This is a genomic window from Methyloceanibacter superfactus (genome assembly GCF_001723305.1).
GTDB lineage: Bacteria > Pseudomonadota > Alphaproteobacteria > Rhizobiales > Methyloligellaceae > Methyloceanibacter > Methyloceanibacter superfactus.
Map to the genome: position 1 here is coordinate 29278 of NZ_LPWF01000025.1, position 18227 is coordinate 47504.

Sequence of the window (18227 nt, forward strand, 5' to 3'; positions counted from 1 at the left end):
GCAATGTCTCCTCGTCAGGCCGGCGATAACGCCGAGAAATCGTGTTCCATCAAGTCCGCGATGCGGTCGACTTCGATGTCCGCCGGCCCTTGATCCGCCAGGGAATCCGGATCGTTCGCATAGTGTCCTTGGCGAGGGAAGACAGTTGTGACCGCATTGCCCCAGGCGCTTTTCACCGCATTGAGCAGCTTCAGCTTGTCGTCGATCAGGACGTAGTGCCGCGATGGATAGGCGCGCCGGACGGAGTCGAGCTCTTCTTCCTTGTGGATGTAATTGAGCACGTGGCCGTCGAACGCGGTCCACAACCCGGCCCGTTCCAGCTTGTGCGGCTGAAACACGCCGTCGCCGTCGGTGAGGATCACCGGCAGCCCCCATTGGCGGACATGGCGCACGACGCCGAGTGCGTCCGGGTAGAGGCGTTCGATGAAGGGATAGTCCATGACCCAGTTGGCCAGCAGCAGGGCGCGCGGGTCGTGCAAATGCTCCAGACGGAAGCGCTCGAGTGTGCCGAGGAAGTCGGCATAGCCGTGCTTGGCGCGCTCCTCCTCGTAGAGCGCCCAGAGGCGGTCGTTTGCGCCTTCGCCGAACGTGGCTTCGACATGCTTGCCGAGATCGCTCTTCATGCGGTCGTTGTCGAGCAACGTGTTGTCGACATCGAACAGGAAGATCACGTCATGCGTCTCGGACATGGGCCGTCTACGCCGGCTTGGGGTTGAGCCAGGGGCCGTCGCCGCCGACGAGCTGCAACGCCTCGTCGGGCCCCCAGGTGCCGGGTTCGTAGCGATAGACCGGGGTCACGTCGCCGAGCACGTCGTTGACGATGCGCCACTCGGCATCGACGATGTCCTCGCGGGTGAACAGATCGCTGATGCCGTGCATGGCGTCGCCCAACAGCCGCTGATAAGGCGGCCTGTCGGCGCCCGGCTGCCGCGTCAGGATCAGCTCCACGTCGTCGCCGATCATGCGGTCGCCTGGGATCTTGACGCGCGTGCCCAAGGCGATGGTCACGTCAGGCTGGATGCGAAAGCGCATATGGCCGCAGCCCAGCGAGTCGATCTCGCCGAAGGTCTCGCGCGGCGGCTTCTTGAATTGGACGACGGCCTCGGCGATGCTGACCGGCATCACCTTGCCGGTGCGGATGAAGATGGGCACGCCTTCCCAGCGCCAGCTGTCGATGGCGAGCCTGGCGGCGGCGAAGGTCTCGACGGTTGAGCCGGGCCGGACGCCCGGCACGCTCTCGTAGCCGATATATTGTCCGCGCACGACATGCCCGGCGTCCAGCGCCCGGACAGACTTGAGCAGGCTGGCCTTGCTGTCGCGGATCGCCTCGTGCTCCTGCCCCGTGGGCGGGTCCATGGTCAGCGAGGCCAGGATCTGCAGCATGTGGTTCTGCAGCACGTCGCGGATGGCGCCCGCCTCGTCATAGAACGCGCCGCGATCCTGCACTCCGAAATTCTCCGCCATGGTGATCTGAATGCTGCGCACGAAGTTGCGATTCCAGATCGGCTCGAAGGTCGAGTTGGCAAAGCGCGTGTAGAGGATGTTCTGCACCGGCTCCTTGCCGAGATAATGGTCGATGCGGAAAATGTCGTCTTCCGAGAAATACTCATCGAGGATGCGGCTCAGCGCTTCGGCCGACGCCCGGTCGCGCCCGAACGGCTTCTCGACCACGAGGCGCGCGTTCTTGGAGCAGCCGGACTTGGCGAGCTGCGAGGCGACCTCGGAGAACAGCACCGGTGGAATGGCGAGATAGTGCAGGGGGCGCTGGGCGTCGCCCATCTGCTTGCGCAGCTCGGTGAACACATTCGGGTCGGCGTAGTCGCCGTCCACGTAGCGAAGTTGGCTCAGCAGCTTGTTGAAGGCTTCGGAGGTGATGTCGCCGCCATGGGCTTTGACGCTGTCCGCCGCGCGCTGCTTTAGCTGATCGAGCCCCCAGCCTTGCTTGGCGACGCCGATGATCGGCGTCGACAGGCCCTCGTCGCGCACGAGCCCGTAGAGCGCCGGGAAGATTTGCTTATAGGCGAGGTCGCCGGTGGCGCCGAAGAAGACGAGCGCGTCGGAAACCCATTCTTCGCGTTCGTCATGGCGCCTTCTTCTCAAGATGGCCGCCGAATTCCCAGCGCATGGCCGACATCAGCTTGTCGGCGAACTCCGCATCGCCACGCGAGGCGAAGCGGCTGAACAGCGCCGAGCTGATGACGGGCGCCGGCACCCCTTCGTCGATCGCCGCCTGCAAGGTCCAACGGCCTTCGCCGGAGTCCGACACGCGCCCCTCGAAGTTGGAGAGGTCCGGGTTATGGCGCAAGGCGCTCGCCGTGAGGTCGAGCAGCCACGAGCCGATGACGCTGCCGCGCCGCCACACCTCGGCGACCTCGGGCAAGTTCAGCTCATATTGGTAGAGCTCCGGATTGCGCAGCGGCGTCGTCTCCGCGTCCGTCTCGCGCTTGACCGTGCCCGCATTGGCGTTCTTGAGGATGTTGAGCCCTTCCGCGTAGGCCGCCATGATCCCGTATTCGATGCCGTTATGCACCATCTTGACGAAATGCCCGGCGCCGTTCGGTCCGCAATGCAGATAGCCGTTCTCGGCCGGAGAGGGTTCGCCGGTGGCGCCCGGCGTGCGGGCCGCGTTGCCGACGCCAGGGGCCAGCGCCTTGAAGATCGGATCGAGCCGCTGCACCACCGCGTCCTCGCCGCCGATCATCATGCAGTATCCTCGGTCGAGACCCCACACGCCTCCGCTCACGCCCACGTCCACATAGTGGAGACTCTTTTCTTTCAGTGCCTTAGCCCGGCGGAGATCGTCGTGATAATAGGAGTTGCCGCCGTCGACGATGATGTCGCCGGCGTCCAGGATGCGGCGGCCGTCGAGCACCGCGTCGACCGCGCCCGCCGGAACCATCATCCAGATAGCGCGCGGCTTATCGAGGCCCTTCACGAAATCGCTCAGGTCCGTGCTGCCTTTGGCGCCCTTGTCGGTCAGCGCCTTCACCGCCTGGGCATGCGTGTCGTAGACGTGCATGTCGTGGCCGGCCTTCATCGCCCGCACGGTCATGTTGGCGCCCATTCGACCGAGGCCGATCATGCCAAGTTGCATCCTTCATCTCCTCGTTTCGTATGTCAGGACGTTCCGAGCGCCGGAACGCGAAAAGACTAGAGGCCCAGCGCCATTTTGGCGGCGGCGGCGACCCGCTCCGGCGTGAACCCGAAATGCTCGGCGACCACCTTCAGCGGTGCCGACATGCCGAATGTATGCATGCCGAGCACGATACCCTTAGGCCCCGCATAGCGGTCCCAGCCAATGGGCGAGGCTTCCTCCACCGTCACCCGGGCCGTGACGGACGACGGCAGCACGGACTCGCGATAGGCCTCGTCCTGCGCGTCGAACAGCTCGCGGCAAGGCATTGAGACGACTCGCGCTTTGATGTTCTCCGCCGCAAGCTGATCGCGCGCCGCCAAGCACAGCGCCACCTCGCTCCCCGTGCCGATCAGGATCACGTCGGGTTTTCCGCCCGGGGGCTCGGCCAGTACATAAGCGCCCTTGGCGAGACCGCTCGCCGGCGCCAGCTTGTTGCGGTCGAAGATCGGCAGCGCCTGGCGCGACAGAATGAGCGCTGTGGGACGGTGGGTCTGCGGCATCGCCAGCCGATAGGCTTCCGCCGTCTCGTTGCGTCGGCTGGCCGGATGACCATCATGCCGGGAATGGCTCGCAACGAGACCATCTGCTCGATGGGCTGATGGGTCGGGCCGTCTTGGCCGAGGCTGATGGAATCGTGCGTCCAGATATGCAGGACGGGAAGATCCATCAGCGACGACAGACGGATCGCGCCGCGCGCATAGTCGGTGAAGATCAGATAGGCGGACGCGTAGCCGCGCAGTCCCGACAGCACCATGCCGTTGACGATGGCGCACATGGCGTGCTCGCGAATGCCGTAGCGCAAGTTTCGGCCGCCATAGTCGCCGAGCTCGCCATAGGGCTGGAACTCGCCGGCGTCCTCGAAGCTCAAATTGACCTTGGTGCTGCCGGCCACGTCAGCCGCGCCGCCCAGCACCCAGGGCACCTTCGCGGCGATGGCATTCAGGACTTTGCCGGAGGGCTCGCGCGTGGCTATCCCCTTGGGATCAGGCGCAAAAGTCGGAATGTCGCCGTCCCATCCTTGCGGCAACCCGCGGTTTCGGATGAGGTCGATCTGGGCTGCTTCGGCCGGGTATGTCTTGGCGTAGCCGGCGAACAGCGCGTCCCATTTGGCGCGGGCATCGGTGCCGCGCTTGCCCATCCGAGCGGCGAAGACCTCGCGCACGCCGTCCGGCACCACGAAGCTCTTGTCGGGATCGAAGCCGAGAAATTCCTTGGTGCGGCGGACCTCTTCCACCCCCAGCGGCTCGCCATGGGCCGCCGGCGTGTCGTGCTTCTCGGGCGAGCCGTAACCGATATGGCTGTGCACGACGATCAGCGTCGGCTGGTCGTCGGTCGCGAGGAATTCGTCATAGGCTTTGGTCAGTTGGCCGAGTTCGTTCGGGTTCTGAACATGGGCGATGTGCCAGCCATAGGCCTCGAACCGCTTCGCCACGTCCTCGGTGAAGGTGATGTTGGTGTGGCCGTCGATGGTCACGTTGTTGTTGTCGAAGATCCAGCAGAGGTTCGACAGCTTGAGATGACCGGCGAGCGACGCCGCCTCGCTGGCGACGCCCTCCATCAGGCAGCCTTCGCCTGAGAGCCCGTAGACATTGAAGTCGAACAAGTCGAAGTCCGGCTTGTTGTAGGTGGCGGCGAGCCATTTGCCGGCGATCGCCATGCCGACGCTGGTGGCAAGACCTTGCCCCAGCGGCCCGGTGGTGGATTCGACGCCCGTCGTCCAGCCATATTCGGGGTGACCCGGGCAGCGGCTGCCTTCCTCGCGGAACGACTCGATGTCGGCGAGGGACACCGCCTCGCCGCCGGGCTTCTGGTAGGAGGTCTCCGCCGCCTCGATGCCGGCGAGGTGGATCAGGCTGTAGAGCAGCATCGATGCGTGTCCCGCCGACAACACGAAACGGTCGCGGTTGATCCAATGCGGCGTCTTCGGGTCGTAGCGCAGCACCTGTTGCCACAGCGCATAGGCCGTGGGTGCCGCGTCCATGGCCGTGCCGGGATGGCCGGAATTCGCTTTCTGAATGGCGTCGATGGAAAGCGTGCGGATTGTGTTGACCGCCAGCATGTCCAGTTCGTCTTGCTTCTGCGTCACCGTCGCCTCTCCTCGAAAACCATCAGGCCACGGTCACAAAAGCGGATGAAGTTTCGGTGAAACTCTGGTCCATCTGCTTGCTCCAGACCTTCACGCCGCCGGTGATACCGTCTTCATTGGAGACAATCCTCACATTGTCGGGCAGGGGCGACTCGATCAGTCGCGAGTTTCCGCCGCCGATATAGAGCGTGTCGTAGTTGGTCACCGTTTCGAGAATCTTGATGATCTTGCGGACGCGGCGGTTCCAATGCTTGCGGCCCACGGCCTCCAGCGCGGCCTCGCCGATATAGTGATCGTAGGTCGTGTCGGTCTTGATCGGGTGCTGGCTCATCTCGAGATGTGGGGCGAGGCGGCCATGGTCGAACAACGAGAAGCCGAATCCGGTTCCCATGGTCAGCGCGCATTCGACACCGTCTCCGGAGATCGCGCCCAAGCCTTGCACGGAGGCGTCGTTCAGCATTCGCACCGGCTTGCCAAACCGCTCGTGGATCACGCGCGCAAGCTTGTAATCACGCCATAAATCGGTGCCGAGATTGGGCGCGGTGACCACGTAATCGGCGCGGACAACCCCGGGGAAGCCGATGGTGATCCGGTCATGCGGGCCGAGTTCCTTGGCAAGGCCGAGCAGTCCCGCCACCACGTCCGCGGGATTCGCCGGATGGGGCGTGACCACGTGGCTGGGCCCTGCAGCATGACGCCGGCCGGCGACAGAATCCCGGCTTTCAGGTGACTCCCGCCGATATCGAAGACGAGTGTCAGCGGGCCTTGGGTCAGCGGGCCTTGGGCGCCATCTCCAGTGCGCGTCACGAGGCGTGCTCCACGAGTTGCGTGACCGCACTGCGGCGGTTCTGTCGGCACGGCTGTACCGTCATTGGTCTCAATATTACGTGAAATAAGCCACGCAAGTCTTAGGATTGCTCGCGATTTCTACAGCTTCTTACGGCAACGTCCGCTCTGTCATTCTCTTGTGGCTGTTGAGCCCGTAGGGAAGGGAAGGTCGTCCGTCCCATTTTCCACAAGGAAGGCCTGCGGATTCAGGACGTGGCAAGGTCAAAGGCGCATCTTCTTCCCGCCGAGCGATGATCGTGGCCGCCAATATAGGGAGAGCGTCGTGGCAGTATCCGAGACCCAGCCCCAGGATCAAACCGGGCCGCAGGCAGATTTGAAGTCGCTGCCGCTGCCCCAGCTGGAAACGAAACTTGCCACCTCCGCCAACGGTCTGACCCAAGCCGAAGCCGACCGCAGGCTGACCCGCTACGGGCCCAATGCGCTGGCCGAGAAGAAGGTCAGTCCACTTCTCAAATTCCTCGGCTATTTCTGGGGGCCGATCCCGTGGATGATCGAGGCCGCGGCGGTGCTGTCGGCGGTCGTGCAGCACTGGTCGGATCTCATCATCATCCTGGTGCTGCTCTTCGCCAATGCCGTGGTCGGCTTCTGGGAGGAGTTTCAGGCCGGCAACGCCATCGCCGCCCTGAAGGCGAGGCTCGCGCCGCATGCGCGCGTCAAGCGGGACGGTGCCTGGACCGATTTGGCCGCGCGCCTGCTGGTGCCGGGCGACATCGTGCGCTTGCGTCTCGGCGACATCGTTCCCGCCGACGCGCGATCGCTCGGACCAGATCCGGTCGAGGTCGATCAGGCGGCGCTGACGGGCGAATCCCTGCCCGTATCGCGGGGAACGGGCGAGGTGCTGTTCTCCGGCGCCATCCTGCGCCAAGGCGAGGCCGATGCCCTCGTCTATGCCACGGGCGGCAACACCTTCTTCGGCAAGACCGCAGCCCTCGTGCAGCAGGCCCACACGACCAGCCATTTTCAACGCGCGGTGCTGAAGATCGGCGACTATCTCATCGTCATCGCCATTGCCCTCGTCACGCTCATCTTCGCCGTGGCGCTGTTCCGCGGCGATCCGGTGATGACCACACTGCAATTCGCCCTGGTGCTCACGGTCGCCGCCATCCCCGTGGCGATGCCGGCCGTGCTGTCGGTGACCATGGCGGTTGGCGCCAGGCGGCTGGCGGCCAAGGAGGCCATCGTCAGCCGGCTCGCGGCGATCGAAGAACTGGCCGGCGTCGACGTGCTGTGCTCCGACAAGACGGGCACGCTGACCCAGAACACGCTGACGCTTGGCGATCCTTATTGCCTCGGGAAAGTCAGCCGCGACGATCTCGTGCTCGACGCGCGCTCGCTTCACGCGCGGAGGATCAGGACACCATCGACATGGCCGTCATCGCCGGCGTCAAGGATCCGGCCGGTCTGAAGCACTATCAGTCCGAGCATTTCCAGCCCTTCGACCCCGTGCACAAACGCACCGAGTCGACGGTCAAGGCGGCCGACGGCAGCGTATTCAAGGTGACCAAGGGCGCGGTGCAGGTGATCCTGGCCCTGTCGGCCAATGCGGACGCGGTGCGCGCCGACGTCGACAAGGCGACCGACGAATTCGCCAAGCGCGGCTTCCGCTCATTGGGTGTCGCCAAGGCCACCGGTGACGGCGCCTGGCAGTTCCTCGGCGTGCTGCCGCTCTACGACCCGCCGCGGCCGGATTCGAAAGAGATGATCGCCACCGCCGAGGAGCTCGGCATCGACGTCAAGATGATCACCGGCGACCAGCTCGCCATCGCCAAGGAGATTGCCGCCCAACTCGGCCTCGGCACCAATATTCTCGACGCCAGCGGCTTCGAGACCACCAAGCCTCACGAGGCGGCCCAGTTCGACCAATCCATCGAGATGGCCGATGGCTTCGCTCAAGTGTTCCCCGAGCACAAATTCCACATCATCGACGTCTTGCAGAAGCATGGCCATATCGTCGGCATGACCGGCGACGGGGTGAACGACGCGCCGCCGCTCAAGAAGGCCGATTGCGGCATCGCCGTCTCCGGCGCCACCGACGCCGCCCGCGCCGCCGCGGCCATCGTGCTTCTCACGCCGGGCCTGACAGTGATCGTCGAAGCGGTCAAGGAAGCGCGCAAGATCTTCCAGCGGATGAACAGCTACGCGATCTACCGCATCGCCGAGACCATCCGCGTCCTCCTGTTCATGACGCTGGCGATCCTCGTGTTCAATTTCTATCCGGTCACGGCGATCATGATCGTGCTGCTGGCGCTGCTCAATGACGGCGCGATCCTGTCCATCGCCTACGACAATGTGCGGCCGTCCCCCAAGCCGGAATCGTGGAACATGCACCGGGTGCTCGGCATCTCGACCATGCTGGGCATCGCCGGCGTCATCGCCTCGTTCGGCATGTTCTATATCGGCGAACGCGTGCTCGATCTCGACCGTGAGGTCATCCAGTCCTTGATGTATCTGAAGCTGTCGGTGGCGGGCCATCTCAACATCTTCGTCACCCGCACGCGCGGGCCGTTCTGGTCGATCATGCCGGCGCGCATTCTGCTGATCGCCGTGTTCGGCACCCAGGCCATTGCCACCATCCTCGCCGTCTATGGGCTGCTCATGCCAGCCATCGGCTGGGAGCTGGCCCTGATGGTGTGGGGCTACGCGCTGATCTGGTTCCTGATCAACGACCAGGTGAAGCTGCTCGGCTATCGCATCCTCGATCCCGGCGGCGAGCCGGTCATCGCGCAGCGCAAAAGCGCTCGCGGAGACGCGTTAGCCCAGGGCAGCTAGGGGAAGCTGCCGGCTCCCCATCGCCTTTGACGCGCATCAAGGCGACTGCAACCGAACCACGCTCCTTGCCCTCGAGCCGGGGTGAGGGTCGGGCGCGAAATACGGGCCCGTCCGATCGGCCCCGATACATCTGCTTGCGGAAAGGTTCGATCATGTCAGCCCAAAGGCAAACGAAGAGATGCGCCGGCTTTGCGGGTGTCCTCGCTGTCGCCGTTTCCCTCGGCGCGGCAGCCGCCGTCGCCCAGGAGCATGCCTGTTGCCGTTACAACGTCGAGGGTCACACCGACGCCGACGACTTCTGGAGCTGGAATACGCTTGAAAGCGCCGCCATCAGTCAGTGGAGAAGGAATGCGGCCGATAAATGCGGCGGGTTCTGGACGCATTGGAAATGGGAGAACGCCGCTAACAAGAGCCTGGTGCGCAGCGATCCGCCCGGGGAGAAGACGAGACGGGTCACGGCCAGAGGCAATCCCTGCAAATAGGCCATCCCGGATAGATCCGGCGGTTACCTAGCAACGGCGCGGGATCAGGGGCGCTTCACCTCGAGCACGGTCATCAGCGCCGCCATGGTTGGCCGGTCCGAGCCTGATGCGATCTCCGCCAGGCGCTGGTCGGAAGAGTGAACCACGAAACCTTGCTGTTTGAGCGCCGCGCTCAAGGAGTCCGCCGGCACGTCGAGGACGCGGCCGAGATCGGCGAGCCTGGCATTCTCCAGAGTTTGGAACAGGGCAGGGACGGGGTTGCTGTGGGTGGAGAGACTCGCCGGGACGATGAAGGCCGCCGCCGCCAGCAGTGCCAGCGTGACGGGGGCGATGATCGTCCCGCGCCGGAAATAGGTCTTCATCCCACCCCAGTTCTGAGGATGTGCAGCCCGATGGCCGCGACGAAGATCACGGCGAGCCATTCGTGCATTTCCTTCACCAGATCCTCGCCGACATGGAAGAACATGGCGAGGCCGGAAGCGGCGACGATGAGAAACAACGCGGCCGCGACCGCGGTGATGTATTTCTTGAACTTATCGCTCACCCGATCTCTCCTTGAGCCTCGTCGTCATAGGTCCGGTGCCGGAGCTGCAAGAGGTCGGGGAAGGCGATGCTCGCGACCAGTAAAGCCGCCGTGCCCCAACACAGAACCACCATGATCCACAGCAGGGTCATCGCATGGCCCTCCTGGTGGAGGGCTGAGCCCAGCGCCATGGCTGCAAGAGGTTTGGGAAGACGAGGCTGACGATCAGCACGCCGGCGACGATGCGAAGCGCGGCGACCCACAGGAACACGTTCATCGATGACCCTCCTGGCAGTTGAGGATCTCGACTCTAGGACGCGAATATTGCGCTCATTCGGCGCTTGTGTTTCCCAAGATGTCCGCTCGGGCAATTTTGTGTCGAAACGTTTTCGAGCCTGCAAAACCCCGGCTTTCGTAACAAAAATCAGGGCTCACTTCGGGAGGTCGCAGGTCTCGATCAACAGCTCCCACATGTCCTCCGGCACGAACGTGACCTTGCCCGTGTCCTTGACCTGGGCCAACAGCGTGCGGCCTGCGGCGGCCGTCTCTTGCTTGGGGGAGCCGAGCTGGAACAGTCCCATCACGAAATAAAGATGGGCGCGATCTTCTTCGGTGTCGAGTTGCTCTGCCGAATTTGCCACGATCTCGCCGCCGGGTTTACCGCCGTACCAAAGCAGCATCATCCAACCGCGCGCTTTGAAGTCGCTGCGCTCCGCCGTGATGAGCTTCTTCCCGGCTTCGAGCACGAGAGTTCTTTCGTCGAGCTTCGCGAGCTCGGGATCTTTCTTGATCACGTCCTGGAGCAGTTCCGCGGTTGCCGTGTTCACCATCTCATTTGCGGTGACGCGACAGGACTCCGCCTGAGCGGATACGCAGCCAAGGCCGAGCAGCAAAGCCGGAAGGACGATGTGAGCGAGCATGCGGGTCAAGGGTGTCATGTGAACTCCGATCGAGTTGCTTGGATCGCTGGAGCCGGTTCGGAAAGGGGCTTTGGCGAGGTATGCGCCGGAAATTTGTGACAAAACGTTTCCGGCTCGGCAAAAGGTCCGGTTTCGTTACAAAAATCTGAGCCTTGAAGGCGCGCCGTGGCGCTACAACTTGACTTGGGACAAGGCCGGCGGTCGCCCGAGGGGAGACCGTCGAGCCGAGCGGATCGAAGGACCGGATGAACGAGCAGGTGCAGACCGACAAGGTCGAGGCCAAGAAGGTGAAGGCCGATATCGAGGCCGTGCTTGGCTTGGCCAGGCCCAAGACGAGGCTGCCGCGCTTGCGGCCGGCCGTCGTCATCGGCGCGGTCGCCGTGGCCGCCCTCGGCCTTTACCTCGTCTTCGGCGGCGGCGGCTCCAATGACGGCATCAGCTACGTCACCGAGCCGGTGACGATGAGCGATCTGACCGTGACCGTGACCGCCACGGGCGCGGTTCAACCCACCAACGAGGTGGAGATTTCGTCGGAGCTTTCCGGCATCGTCCGCAACGTTCTGGTCGACTACAACAGCGCCGTCACCACGGGCCAGGTTTTGGCCGAGCTCGACACCGACAAGCTGCAATCGACCGTCGACAGCTCGCGCGCCAAGCTGCAAGCCGCCAAGGCCAAGGTCAGCGAGGCGGAAGCCACCGTCCTCGAGAAGAAACTCGAACATGCCCGGCAGCAGATGCTCGTCACCAGGAGGGTTGGCGCCGAGCAGCAGTTGGAGGTCGCCGACGCCGCGCATCAGCGCGCGCTGGCCGCGCTCGAAAGCGCCAAGGCCGATGTCGCCGCCGCCACGGCCGATCTTGCTTTGAACGAGACGAATTTGAGCAAGGCACGCATCCTGTCGCCCATCACCGGCGTGGTGCTGAGCCGCAATGTCGAGCCGGGCCAGACCGTGGCCTCGTCGCTCCAGGCGCCGATCCTGTTCACCATCGCCGAGGACCTCGCCAAGATGGAGGTCCAAGTCGACGTCGACGAGGCCGATGTCGGCAGCGTCAAGGAAGGGCAGGAGGCGGCCTTCACGGTCGATGCCTATCCGGACAAGAAATTCTCCGCGGTCATCCGCGAGCTCCGCTTCGGCTCCGAGGTGGTGCAGGGCGTCGTCACCTACAAGGCGGTACTGACCACCGACAATTCCGATCTGCTCCTGCGTCCGGGCATGACCGCGACCGCCGAGATCGTCACCGCGCAAGTGGACGACGCGGTTACCGTCCCTAACGCCGCGTTGCGCTTCTCGCCGCCGGCAGCCTCGCAGGATGTCGATCAGCGGAATTTCCTCCAAAAGATCATGCCGGGTCCGCCGCGCCTGCGCCGGCCTTCGAGCGCGCAGGCCCCGTCCGGTGCCGAACGCAAAGTCTGGGTGCTCGCCGACGGCGCGCCGCAAGAGGTGAGCGTCACCGTCGGCCCGAGCGACGGCAAGCGCACCCAGATCGTCAGCGGCGACCTCAAGCCGGGCCAGGCGGTCATCGTCGACACCGCCGCGAGCAAGTAGAACCATGCGCCGCGACGCAAGGCCAAGCCGGCGCGGCTGCCACTGATCGAGCTGCGCAACGTGACCAAGATCTACGGGCAGGGTGAAGCCCAAGTGCGCGCGCTCGACGGCATCGATTTACGCATCGACGAGGGCGAGTTCGCCGCGGTCATGGGGCCGTCCGGCTCGGGCAAGTCCACCGCCATGAACATTATCGGCTGCCTCGACCTGCCGACCAGCGGCAGCTATCTGTTCAACGGGGTCGAGGTGGGCGGTCTCGACCGTAAGCAGCGGGCGCTGCTGCGCCGCAACTATCTCGGTTTCGTGTTCCAGGGCTTCAATCTGCTCGCCCGCACCTCGGCGGTCGAGAATGTGGAGCTGCCGCTGATCTATCGCGGCATGAAGCTCGCCGAGCGCCGGCCGCTCGCCATGGACGCGCTCGCTCGCGTGGGCCTTGAGGGCCGCGCCAAGCACACGCCAGGCGAATTGTCCGGCGGCCAGCAGCAGCGTGTCGCCATTGCTCGCGCCATCGTCACCCAGCCTGCAGTGCTCCTTGCCGACGAGCCGACGGGCAATCTCGACACCAAGACCAGCCATGAAATCATGGAGCTTCTCGTCGGCCTCAATCGCGACCAGAAGATCACCGTCCTCATGGTCACCCATGAGCCGGAGATGGTGTCCTATGCCAATCGCGTGGTCCACTTCCTCGACGGTAAGATCGCCAGCGATACGCGGCAGCAGGAGGCCGCCTGATGTTCTACGAGACCTTGAAGCTCGCGGTGCAGGCGATCCGGCGCAATGCCTTGCGTTCCTTCCTCACGCTCCTCGGCATCGTCATCGGCGTGTCCGCGGTCATCGCCATGGTCACCATCGGCAACGGCACCACCGAGAAGGTCAAGGAGGAGATGGCAAAGCTCGGCAGCAATGTGCTGTTCGTTCGCCCCGGCCAATGGGGCCCCGGCCGCTCGAGCGCCACGGCAAAGCCGTTCGACATGCGCGACATCGCCGAATTGCGCAGCCAGCTTCACGGCGTGCGTGCCGTGGCGCCCATGGGCCAGCAGGCGGTCACCGTGGTCTACGGCTCGGAGAGCCGTAGCGTCGGCACCATCGGCACCGACGCCAGCTATATCGTCACCCAGGACTGGGGCTTGAGCGAGGGCCGCAACTTCGTCGAGGGCGAGATCCGCAGCGGCCGCGCGTCTGCATCATCGGCCAGACGGGTGCATGAGAAGCTGTTCGGCTCCACCGATGCCGTCGGCAAGCGCATTCGCGTCAGCAACGTGTCCTGCGAGGTGATCGGCATCTTGGAGGAGAAGGGCGAGTCCGGCTTCGGCACCGACCGTGACGATGTGGTGCTCATGCCGATCCGCACCTATCAGCGGCGCATCGCCGGCAATACCGACGTCAACACGATCAACGTGTCGGCCATGGACGGCGTTGATACCTCGAAGGTTCAGGCCGACATCGAGCGCCTATTGCGCGAGCGCCGCGGCATTACCGAAGGCGAGGAAGACGACTTCCGCGTCGCCGACATGAAGCAGATCGCCGATACCCAGACGGCCACGACGGGCGTCCTCACCGCGCTGCTCGGCGCCGTGGCCGGCGTCAGCCTGCTCGTCGGCGGCATCGGCATCATGAATATCATGCTGGTCTCGGTCACCGAGCGCACCCGCGAGATCGGCATTCGCCTCGCCATCGGCGCGCAGGAAGCGCAAGTGCTGATGCAGTTTTTGGTCGAGGCCGTGGTGCTGTCGCTGCTGGGCGGCACAATCGGTGTCGTCTTGGGGCTCGCGCTCGCCGGGGCGGCGTCGGCCGGCATGAGCATCCCCTTCGTGCTCGACCCGAGCATCGTGGTGATCGCCTTCGGCTTCTCAGCGCTGATCGGTGTGGTCTTCGGCTATTTTCCCGCGCGGCGGGCGGCGCAGCTCAATCCGATTGAAGCCCTGCGTCACGAATGACCTATGTCGTTTTTCAGGGAGCCGGCGGAAGCCTCTAACATTTGCGAAGCGCATCGCACCTTCGCTAGGTTACGCGGCATTGGACCAACAGGGAGCGCGCAATGAAAAAGCTATGGGTTGTTGCGTTGGCGCTGTGCGCGACGCTTGCTTTCTCGACCATGTCTGACTCTGTCTACGCCAACGGCAGCAACGAGGATTGCTTCGTCGTCACGGGCTCGGCCAACGCCAGGAACCAGTGGGTGTCACAAAGACGGGCGGCGAAGCGGTTGGCGGATCAGATCGCTGTCCACATGGGAGATCCGGCGGGCGTGACGGTCGGCCCGACCAGGTACAACTGCATTCTGGAAGCTTGTGAGGCGAGCGCCCTGGTCTGTCACCGCCGCTAGCCCGCGTCCGGGCGGGTCCGTGAGGGGGTGGGCGGCGGCTTAGGCGGCCTGCGTGATCCACAGCCGCGCCTTCGCAGCGTCCGCCGTCGGATAGACGCGCATGGCGCCCGGCAGGAACACGCTGAACAGGCGCATGGCGAGCGTGATCCACTCGATATCGGTAATGACGGCGACCCGCTCCCAGCGGGAGAAATGCTCCATGCCGACCTTGAAGTCCTCCCAAGCGGCGCCGGCGTCGTAGCTGGCGAAGTCGGGCCCGATCTCATAGAGCAGCCGCACCTTGTCGTGGGCTTTCAGCGCCTTCTCCACGGCGGGGATCAGCACCGTGTCGTAGTCCTGCCTGGTCACTTCGCCGTGGCAGGCAATCGCGACGACATTGTCGGGAAAACCTTTGAGTAGCTCGATCATGGGCCTCTCCCGCGGACCGGCTATTCAGCCTTGGTCACGCACTTCTCGTCGGCTGCATTCCAGGCGCAGCCAAGTGAGCTGGTATTGCAGGTGGACTCGCCGCCATGCACGCCGCACGCGTCTTCGTCGGGCCGGGCCCGGCAGGCATCCCTTGTTGTTGGCGGCATCGTACCAGCAGTTCGGCTCGGACACGCACATGGCCGAGTCGCGGATAGCCTGGCAGCGCACCTCTTCCGCATCGGCCGGCGTGCCGCCGAATGTCATGGCCAGGAAAGCGAGCAAGAACGCAAACATCGTCGATCGCATGAGGATTCCTCTTGGGTTCAACAACCTGGTCCCGTTCTAGCCGAACCGCCCATGCCCTGAACAGTCCCGTGACGGCGGTTAGTCCGCTTTGACCCGGGCTGGATTGGCAAAACGCCGTACGACTTCCGGCAGCGTAAGCCCTTGCACGATGAGGGTGAAGAGTACGACGGCATAAGTGGCAGCGAGGATTTGCGGCCGTTCGGCGACATACGGAATGGACAGTGCCAGTGCGACCGAGATGCCGCCGCGCACGCCGCCCCAGGTGAGGATGGGGATCGTGCCCTTCACGAGGCGTTGCTTGAGGCTGACGAACGCCATGGGCACGGCGACCGAGATCAGCCTTGCCAGGAACACGACGGGGATCGCCGCGACGGCCAGCGGAATGAGAGAGATGTCGAAACTGATGACCAGAACCTCCAAGCCGATCAGGAGGAACAGGACGGAGTTCAGGAGTTCGTCGATCAGGCTCCAGAAATCGAACAGATAGCGCCGCGTCGTTTCGCTCATGGCGTGCGCCGCGCCGCGGTTGCCGGTAATCACGCCGGTCACCACCACCGCGATGGGGCCGCTTACATGCAACATCTCCGCCACGGCATAGGTGCCGGTGACCAGACCGAGCGAGATGAGAACCTCGATCGGGTAGTCGTCGATGCTGCGCATGGCGAGATAAGCGAGATAGCCGGTCACCGCGCCGAGCAGCGCGCCGCCTAGGGCCTCGACGAAGAACAGCCGCGCGATATGCGCGAAGTCGATGCCCGCATCGCCCGAGCTGCTCATGGCCGCCGCCAGCAGGATCGTGAACAGCACGACGCCGACGCCATCGTTGAATAGAGACTCGCCGGCCATATCCATTTCCAGCGTCTTGGCGACGCGCGCCTGCTTCAGCACGGCGAGCACGGCGATGGGATCGGTTGGGCTGATCAGCGCGCCGAACACCAGCGCCCAGGCAAAGCCGATGGGCAGGCCGAAAAGCTGACCGGCACCCCAGAACAAGACCGCCACGACGATGGTGGAGATGACGACGCCGAGCGTGGCCATGGCGCCCACCGTCCACGCCCTGTCGCGCAAGAGCGAGATGTCGATCTGCAAGGCGCCGGCGAACAGCAGGAATGCCAGCATGCCGTCGAGCAGCGTCTCCGAAAAATTGATCTTCTTGATGAAGTCCTCGAGGTCGGCGAACAGGGAGACGCTGGGAATAAGGACCTCGAGACCGACCAGCACGAGCGAGGCGGCCATGCCCATGACCAGCAGGCCGACATTGTTCGGCAGCCGCAAGAAGCGATGGTTCGCCCAGGCGAAAAAGGCGGTGAGGGTGAGAAGCCCCGCGACGATGTCGAAGATTGAAAGCAAGTCGAGCCTCACCGGAAAGAATCGCGAAAATCGGCGCCAGGGTACAGCGTCACCGCATCTCGCGGGAAGCCGCCATCCGGGGCGCCACGGCGAGGGCCCAAGATGCCGCAGGGGCGCGGACTGGCCCTGAGGCCGCCGAAGCCGCCTCGATCTCCTTTATGCGCATCGGCGAGCCCGAGCGCGACGCCTGGCTGCTCTGCATGAGCGGGGCGCTGGAGGAGGTGGTCGCCGATGAGGCGTTGCGCGAGGAGCTGTATGCCGCCTTCGCCAAGCTCGCCGACTGGATGCGCAACGATCCTGGCAACCCCCACGATAGCCAGCATGGGAGGCAGGTTCTGCGCTAGGCTGCCGCCTGGACGGTCGGCGGGGAAGCGGCTAAGCGAAGCTCATGAACGCCACGGCCCCAGCCAGGATCAGCGTCGATGTGGCGCTCGCGCTCGGCGCCTTCGATCTCGATGTCGCTTTCGAGAACGAGGCCGGCATCACCGCTTTGTTCGGGCGGTCCGGCGCCGGCAAGTCCATGACCATCAACCTGATCGCCGGGCTTGCCCGGCCGGACCGCGGCAGGATCGTGCTTGGCGGCCGCACGCTGGTGGATACGTAACCGGCATCTTCGTGCCACCGCACCGTCGCCGGGTCGGCCTCGTGTTTCAGGATGCCCGCCTGTTTCCTCATCTGACCGTGCGCCAGAATCTCGTCTTCGGCCGCTGGTTCCTGGCGAAGGGCGCCCGCCGGGTAGCCTTCGATCCGGTGGTCGAGACGCTCGGCATCGCCCATCTCCTCGACCGGCGGCCGGCGCGTCTGTCCGGCGGCGAGAAGCAGCGTGTCGCCATCGGTCGGGCCCTGCTCACCTCGCCCGAGCTCCTTCTCATGGATGAGCCGCTGGCGTCGCTCGATACCGAGCGCAAGCTGGAGATCCTGCCGCTCATCGAGTCGCTGCGCGATGCTTTCGGCATTTCCATCGTCTACGTCTCCCACGCCGTGGACGAGGTCGCCCGGCTCGCCGCCCATGTGGTGGTCCTCGATCATGGACGCGTGGCCGCCTCGGGGACCGTCGAGGATGCGCTCGGGCCGGCGCTGAAGGGGGCGGGCATTAGCCGCTTCGCCCGGTCCTCCGTGGTGACGGGGACGCTGACCGCCGTCGATTCGGACTATGGCCTGACCGAGATTTCCCACCCCGCCGGCAAAATTTGGCTGGTCGGCCGCACCGGGACCGAGGGGGCGGATCTGCGCGTGGTCATCAAGTCGACCGACATCACCCTGTTGCGGGACCCTGGCCAGGATCTCAGACCCGCGATCTCAGCATCCGCAACGCTTTGGCCGGTACGATCGCCGGCATCGAGATCGACGACGGCCCGTTCGCGGGCGTGTCCATCACCCTGGATGGCCACGGCGCCCTATTCGCCCTTGCGACCCGCAAGGCAATCGACGAGCTTGGGCTTGGGCCCGGCGATCGGGTATATGCCTTAATCAAGACGGTTGCCCTCGATGAGCGCGCGGTGGCGCTGATCGAACCCTAGATGGAGTGCTG

The 18227-nt window shown here is 64.6% G+C and carries 20 protein-coding genes and 3 pseudogenes; 9 read left to right on the forward strand and 14 right to left on the reverse strand.

Going from position 1 to position 18227, the window contains the following annotated elements; all coding sequences use genetic code 11:
• Positions 1–14: 14 nt before the first annotated feature.
• The 5 genes and pseudogenes from AUC69_RS08035 to AUC69_RS08055 form a co-directional block, all read right to left on the reverse strand.
• Positions 15–689 carry an HAD family hydrolase gene (locus AUC69_RS08035; protein WP_069441699.1) on the reverse strand — a complete coding sequence of 225 codons (675 nt, stop codon included), beginning with the start codon at positions 687–689 and terminating at the stop codon, positions 15–17.
• 7 nt (positions 690–696) lie between these two features.
• Positions 697–2100, reverse strand: coding sequence for a glucose-6-phosphate dehydrogenase (zwf, locus tag AUC69_RS08040; RefSeq protein ID WP_069441700.1), 1404 nt, complete (start codon positions 2098–2100; stop codon positions 697–699).
• Positions 2081–3094 (reverse strand): phosphogluconate dehydrogenase (NAD(+)-dependent, decarboxylating), encoded by a 1014-nt coding sequence (gene gnd / locus AUC69_RS08045; protein WP_069441701.1) that lies wholly within the window; start codon positions 3092–3094, stop codon positions 2081–2083. Before gnd ends, zwf begins: the two co-directional genes overlap by 20 nt.
• 56 nt (positions 3095–3150) lie before the next feature.
• A pseudogene (gene tkt, locus AUC69_RS08050) lies at positions 3151–5195 on the reverse strand (transketolase).
• Between the two features lie 49 nt (positions 5196–5244).
• Positions 5245–5895 (reverse strand): ROK family protein, encoded by a 651-nt coding sequence (locus AUC69_RS08055; RefSeq protein WP_083239227.1) that lies wholly within the window; start codon positions 5893–5895, stop codon positions 5245–5247.
• Between the two features lie 438 nt (positions 5896–6333).
• On the opposite strand from AUC69_RS08055, the gene AUC69_RS17930 reads away from it, so the two are divergent.
• The 3 genes and pseudogenes from AUC69_RS17930 (at position 6334) to AUC69_RS19325 (ending at position 8840) form a co-directional block, all read left to right on the forward strand.
• A complete protein-coding gene (locus tag AUC69_RS17930) occupies positions 6334–7476 on the forward strand; it encodes an HAD-IC family P-type ATPase (RefSeq protein WP_204377295.1) in 1143 nt (380 codons plus the stop codon).
• Positions 7386–8015 (forward strand): annotated as a pseudogene (locus AUC69_RS19320) (HAD family hydrolase); the annotation flags it as partial. The gene AUC69_RS17930 and the pseudogene AUC69_RS19320, both read left to right, overlap by 91 nt.
• Positions 8001–8840 carry an HAD-IC family P-type ATPase gene (locus AUC69_RS19325; RefSeq protein ID WP_342018561.1) on the forward strand — a complete coding sequence of 280 codons (840 nt, stop codon included), beginning with the start codon at positions 8001–8003 and terminating at the stop codon, positions 8838–8840. The pseudogene AUC69_RS19320 and the gene AUC69_RS19325, both read left to right, overlap by 15 nt.
• Before the next feature lie 155 nt (positions 8841–8995).
• On the opposite strand, the gene AUC69_RS17405 is transcribed toward AUC69_RS19325, so the two are convergent.
• The 6 genes from AUC69_RS17405 to AUC69_RS08080 all read right to left on the reverse strand — a co-directional run bounded on the left by AUC69_RS17405 (position 8996) and on the right by AUC69_RS08080 (position 10783).
• Positions 8996–9223, reverse strand: a complete 228-nt coding sequence (locus tag AUC69_RS17405) for a hypothetical protein (RefSeq protein ID WP_158008051.1) — start codon at positions 9221–9223, stop codon at positions 8996–8998.
• 143 nt (positions 9224–9366) lie between these two features.
• On the reverse strand, positions 9367–9684 hold the full coding sequence (locus AUC69_RS08070; RefSeq protein WP_069441703.1) for a hypothetical protein: 318 nt from the start codon (positions 9682–9684) through the stop codon (positions 9367–9369).
• Positions 9681–9866 (reverse strand): DUF4405 domain-containing protein, encoded by a 186-nt coding sequence (locus tag AUC69_RS08075; RefSeq protein WP_069441704.1) that lies wholly within the window; start codon positions 9864–9866, stop codon positions 9681–9683. Before AUC69_RS08075 ends, AUC69_RS08070 begins: the two co-directional genes overlap by 4 nt.
• Positions 9863–9997: a hypothetical protein gene (locus AUC69_RS19000; protein ID WP_280136631.1), complete on the reverse strand. Its 135-nt coding sequence runs from the start codon at positions 9995–9997 to the stop codon at positions 9863–9865. Before AUC69_RS19000 ends, AUC69_RS08075 begins: the two co-directional genes overlap by 4 nt.
• Positions 9994–10122, reverse strand: coding sequence for a hypothetical protein (locus AUC69_RS19005; RefSeq protein WP_280136632.1), 129 nt, complete (start codon positions 10120–10122; stop codon positions 9994–9996). The genes AUC69_RS19000 and AUC69_RS19005 overlap by 4 nt, the downstream gene beginning before the upstream one ends.
• Before the next feature lie 154 nt (positions 10123–10276).
• Positions 10277–10783: a hypothetical protein gene (locus AUC69_RS08080; RefSeq protein WP_141700669.1), complete on the reverse strand. Its 507-nt coding sequence runs from the start codon at positions 10781–10783 to the stop codon at positions 10277–10279.
• A gap of 227 nt (positions 10784–11010) precedes the next feature.
• Between AUC69_RS08080 and AUC69_RS08085 the strand changes: the two genes are divergently transcribed.
• The 4 genes from AUC69_RS08085 to AUC69_RS08100 all read left to right on the forward strand — a co-directional run bounded on the left by AUC69_RS08085 (position 11011) and on the right by AUC69_RS08100 (position 14632).
• On the forward strand, positions 11011–12309 hold the full coding sequence (locus tag AUC69_RS08085; RefSeq protein ID WP_069441706.1) for an efflux RND transporter periplasmic adaptor subunit: 1299 nt from the start codon (positions 11011–11013) through the stop codon (positions 12307–12309).
• Positions 12310–12345: 36 nt separating this feature from the next.
• Entirely contained in the window at positions 12346–13041 is a 696-nt protein-coding gene (locus AUC69_RS08090) for an ABC transporter ATP-binding protein (protein WP_069441707.1), read from the forward strand.
• Complete coding sequence (locus AUC69_RS08095) at positions 13041–14246, forward strand: ABC transporter permease (RefSeq protein ID WP_069441708.1); 1206 nt, start codon at positions 13041–13043, stop codon at positions 14244–14246. The genes AUC69_RS08090 and AUC69_RS08095 overlap by 1 nt, the downstream gene beginning before the upstream one ends.
• A gap of 101 nt (positions 14247–14347) precedes the next feature.
• Positions 14348–14632 (forward strand): hypothetical protein, encoded by a 285-nt coding sequence (locus AUC69_RS08100; RefSeq protein ID WP_069441709.1) that lies wholly within the window; start codon positions 14348–14350, stop codon positions 14630–14632.
• A 39-nt stretch (positions 14633–14671) separates the two neighbouring features.
• On the opposite strand, the gene AUC69_RS08105 is transcribed toward AUC69_RS08100, so the two are convergent.
• The 3 genes from AUC69_RS08105 to AUC69_RS08115 all read right to left on the reverse strand — a co-directional run bounded on the left by AUC69_RS08105 (position 14672) and on the right by AUC69_RS08115 (position 16696).
• Positions 14672–15040 (reverse strand): SpoIIAA family protein, encoded by a 369-nt coding sequence (locus AUC69_RS08105; protein WP_069441710.1) that lies wholly within the window; start codon positions 15038–15040, stop codon positions 14672–14674.
• 24 nt (positions 15041–15064) lie between these two features.
• Complete coding sequence (locus AUC69_RS16990) at positions 15065–15346, reverse strand: hypothetical protein (protein ID WP_141700670.1); 282 nt, start codon at positions 15344–15346, stop codon at positions 15065–15067.
• Positions 15347–15424: 78 nt separating this feature from the next.
• Positions 15425–16696 (reverse strand): cation:proton antiporter, encoded by a 1272-nt coding sequence (locus tag AUC69_RS08115; RefSeq protein WP_069441836.1) that lies wholly within the window; start codon positions 16694–16696, stop codon positions 15425–15427.
• On the opposite strand from AUC69_RS08115, the gene AUC69_RS18460 reads away from it, so the two are divergent.
• Together AUC69_RS18460 and modC are read left to right on the forward strand one after the other, a co-directional pair.
• On the forward strand, positions 16687–17040 hold the full coding sequence (locus AUC69_RS18460; RefSeq protein ID WP_244500165.1) for a globin domain-containing protein: 354 nt from the start codon (positions 16687–16689) through the stop codon (positions 17038–17040). The two genes, AUC69_RS08115 and AUC69_RS18460, sit on opposite strands and share 10 nt — an antisense overlap.
• 44 nt (positions 17041–17084) lie before the next feature.
• A pseudogene (gene modC, locus AUC69_RS19875) lies at positions 17085–18216 on the forward strand (molybdenum ABC transporter ATP-binding protein).
• Positions 18217–18227 lie beyond the last annotated feature (11 nt).

Bases quoted from the DNA above. Each gene is read 5' to 3' on its own strand.
- AUC69_RS17405 (WP_158008051.1), bottom strand. From the start codon at position 9,223: ATGCGTCCAGAACCCGCCGCATTTATCGGCCGCATTCCTTCTCCACTG.
- AUC69_RS19005 (WP_280136632.1), bottom strand. From the start codon at position 10,122: ATGAACGTGTTCCTGTGGGTCGCCGCGCTTCGCATCGTCGCCGGCGTG.
- AUC69_RS08100 (WP_069441709.1), top strand. From the start codon at position 14,348: ATGAAAAAGCTATGGGTTGTTGCGTTGGCGCTGTGCGCGACGCTTGCT.
- AUC69_RS08085 (WP_069441706.1), top strand. From the start codon at position 11,011: ATGAACGAGCAGGTGCAGACCGACAAGGTCGAGGCCAAGAAGGTGAAG.
- AUC69_RS08070 (WP_069441703.1), bottom strand. From the start codon at position 9,684: ATGAAGACCTATTTCCGGCGCGGGACGATCATCGCCCCCGTCACGCTG.
- AUC69_RS08105 (WP_069441710.1), bottom strand. From the start codon at position 15,040: ATGATCGAGCTACTCAAAGGTTTTCCCGACAATGTCGTCGCGATTGCC.
- AUC69_RS08080 (WP_141700669.1), bottom strand. From the start codon at position 10,783: ATGACACCCTTGACCCGCATGCTCGCTCACATCGTCCTTCCGGCTTTG.
- gnd (WP_069441701.1), bottom strand. From the start codon at position 3,094: ATGCAACTTGGCATGATCGGCCTCGGTCGAATGGGCGCCAACATGACC.
- AUC69_RS08095 (WP_069441708.1), top strand. From the start codon at position 13,041: ATGTTCTACGAGACCTTGAAGCTCGCGGTGCAGGCGATCCGGCGCAAT.
- AUC69_RS08035 (WP_069441699.1), bottom strand. From the start codon at position 689: ATGTCCGAGACGCATGACGTGATCTTCCTGTTCGATGTCGACAACACG.
- AUC69_RS19000 (WP_280136631.1), bottom strand. From the start codon at position 9,997: ATGACCCTGCTGTGGATCATGGTGGTTCTGTGTTGGGGCACGGCGGCT.
- AUC69_RS16990 (WP_141700670.1), bottom strand. From the start codon at position 15,346: ATGCGATCGACGATGTTTGCGTTCTTGCTCGCTTTCCTGGCCATGACA.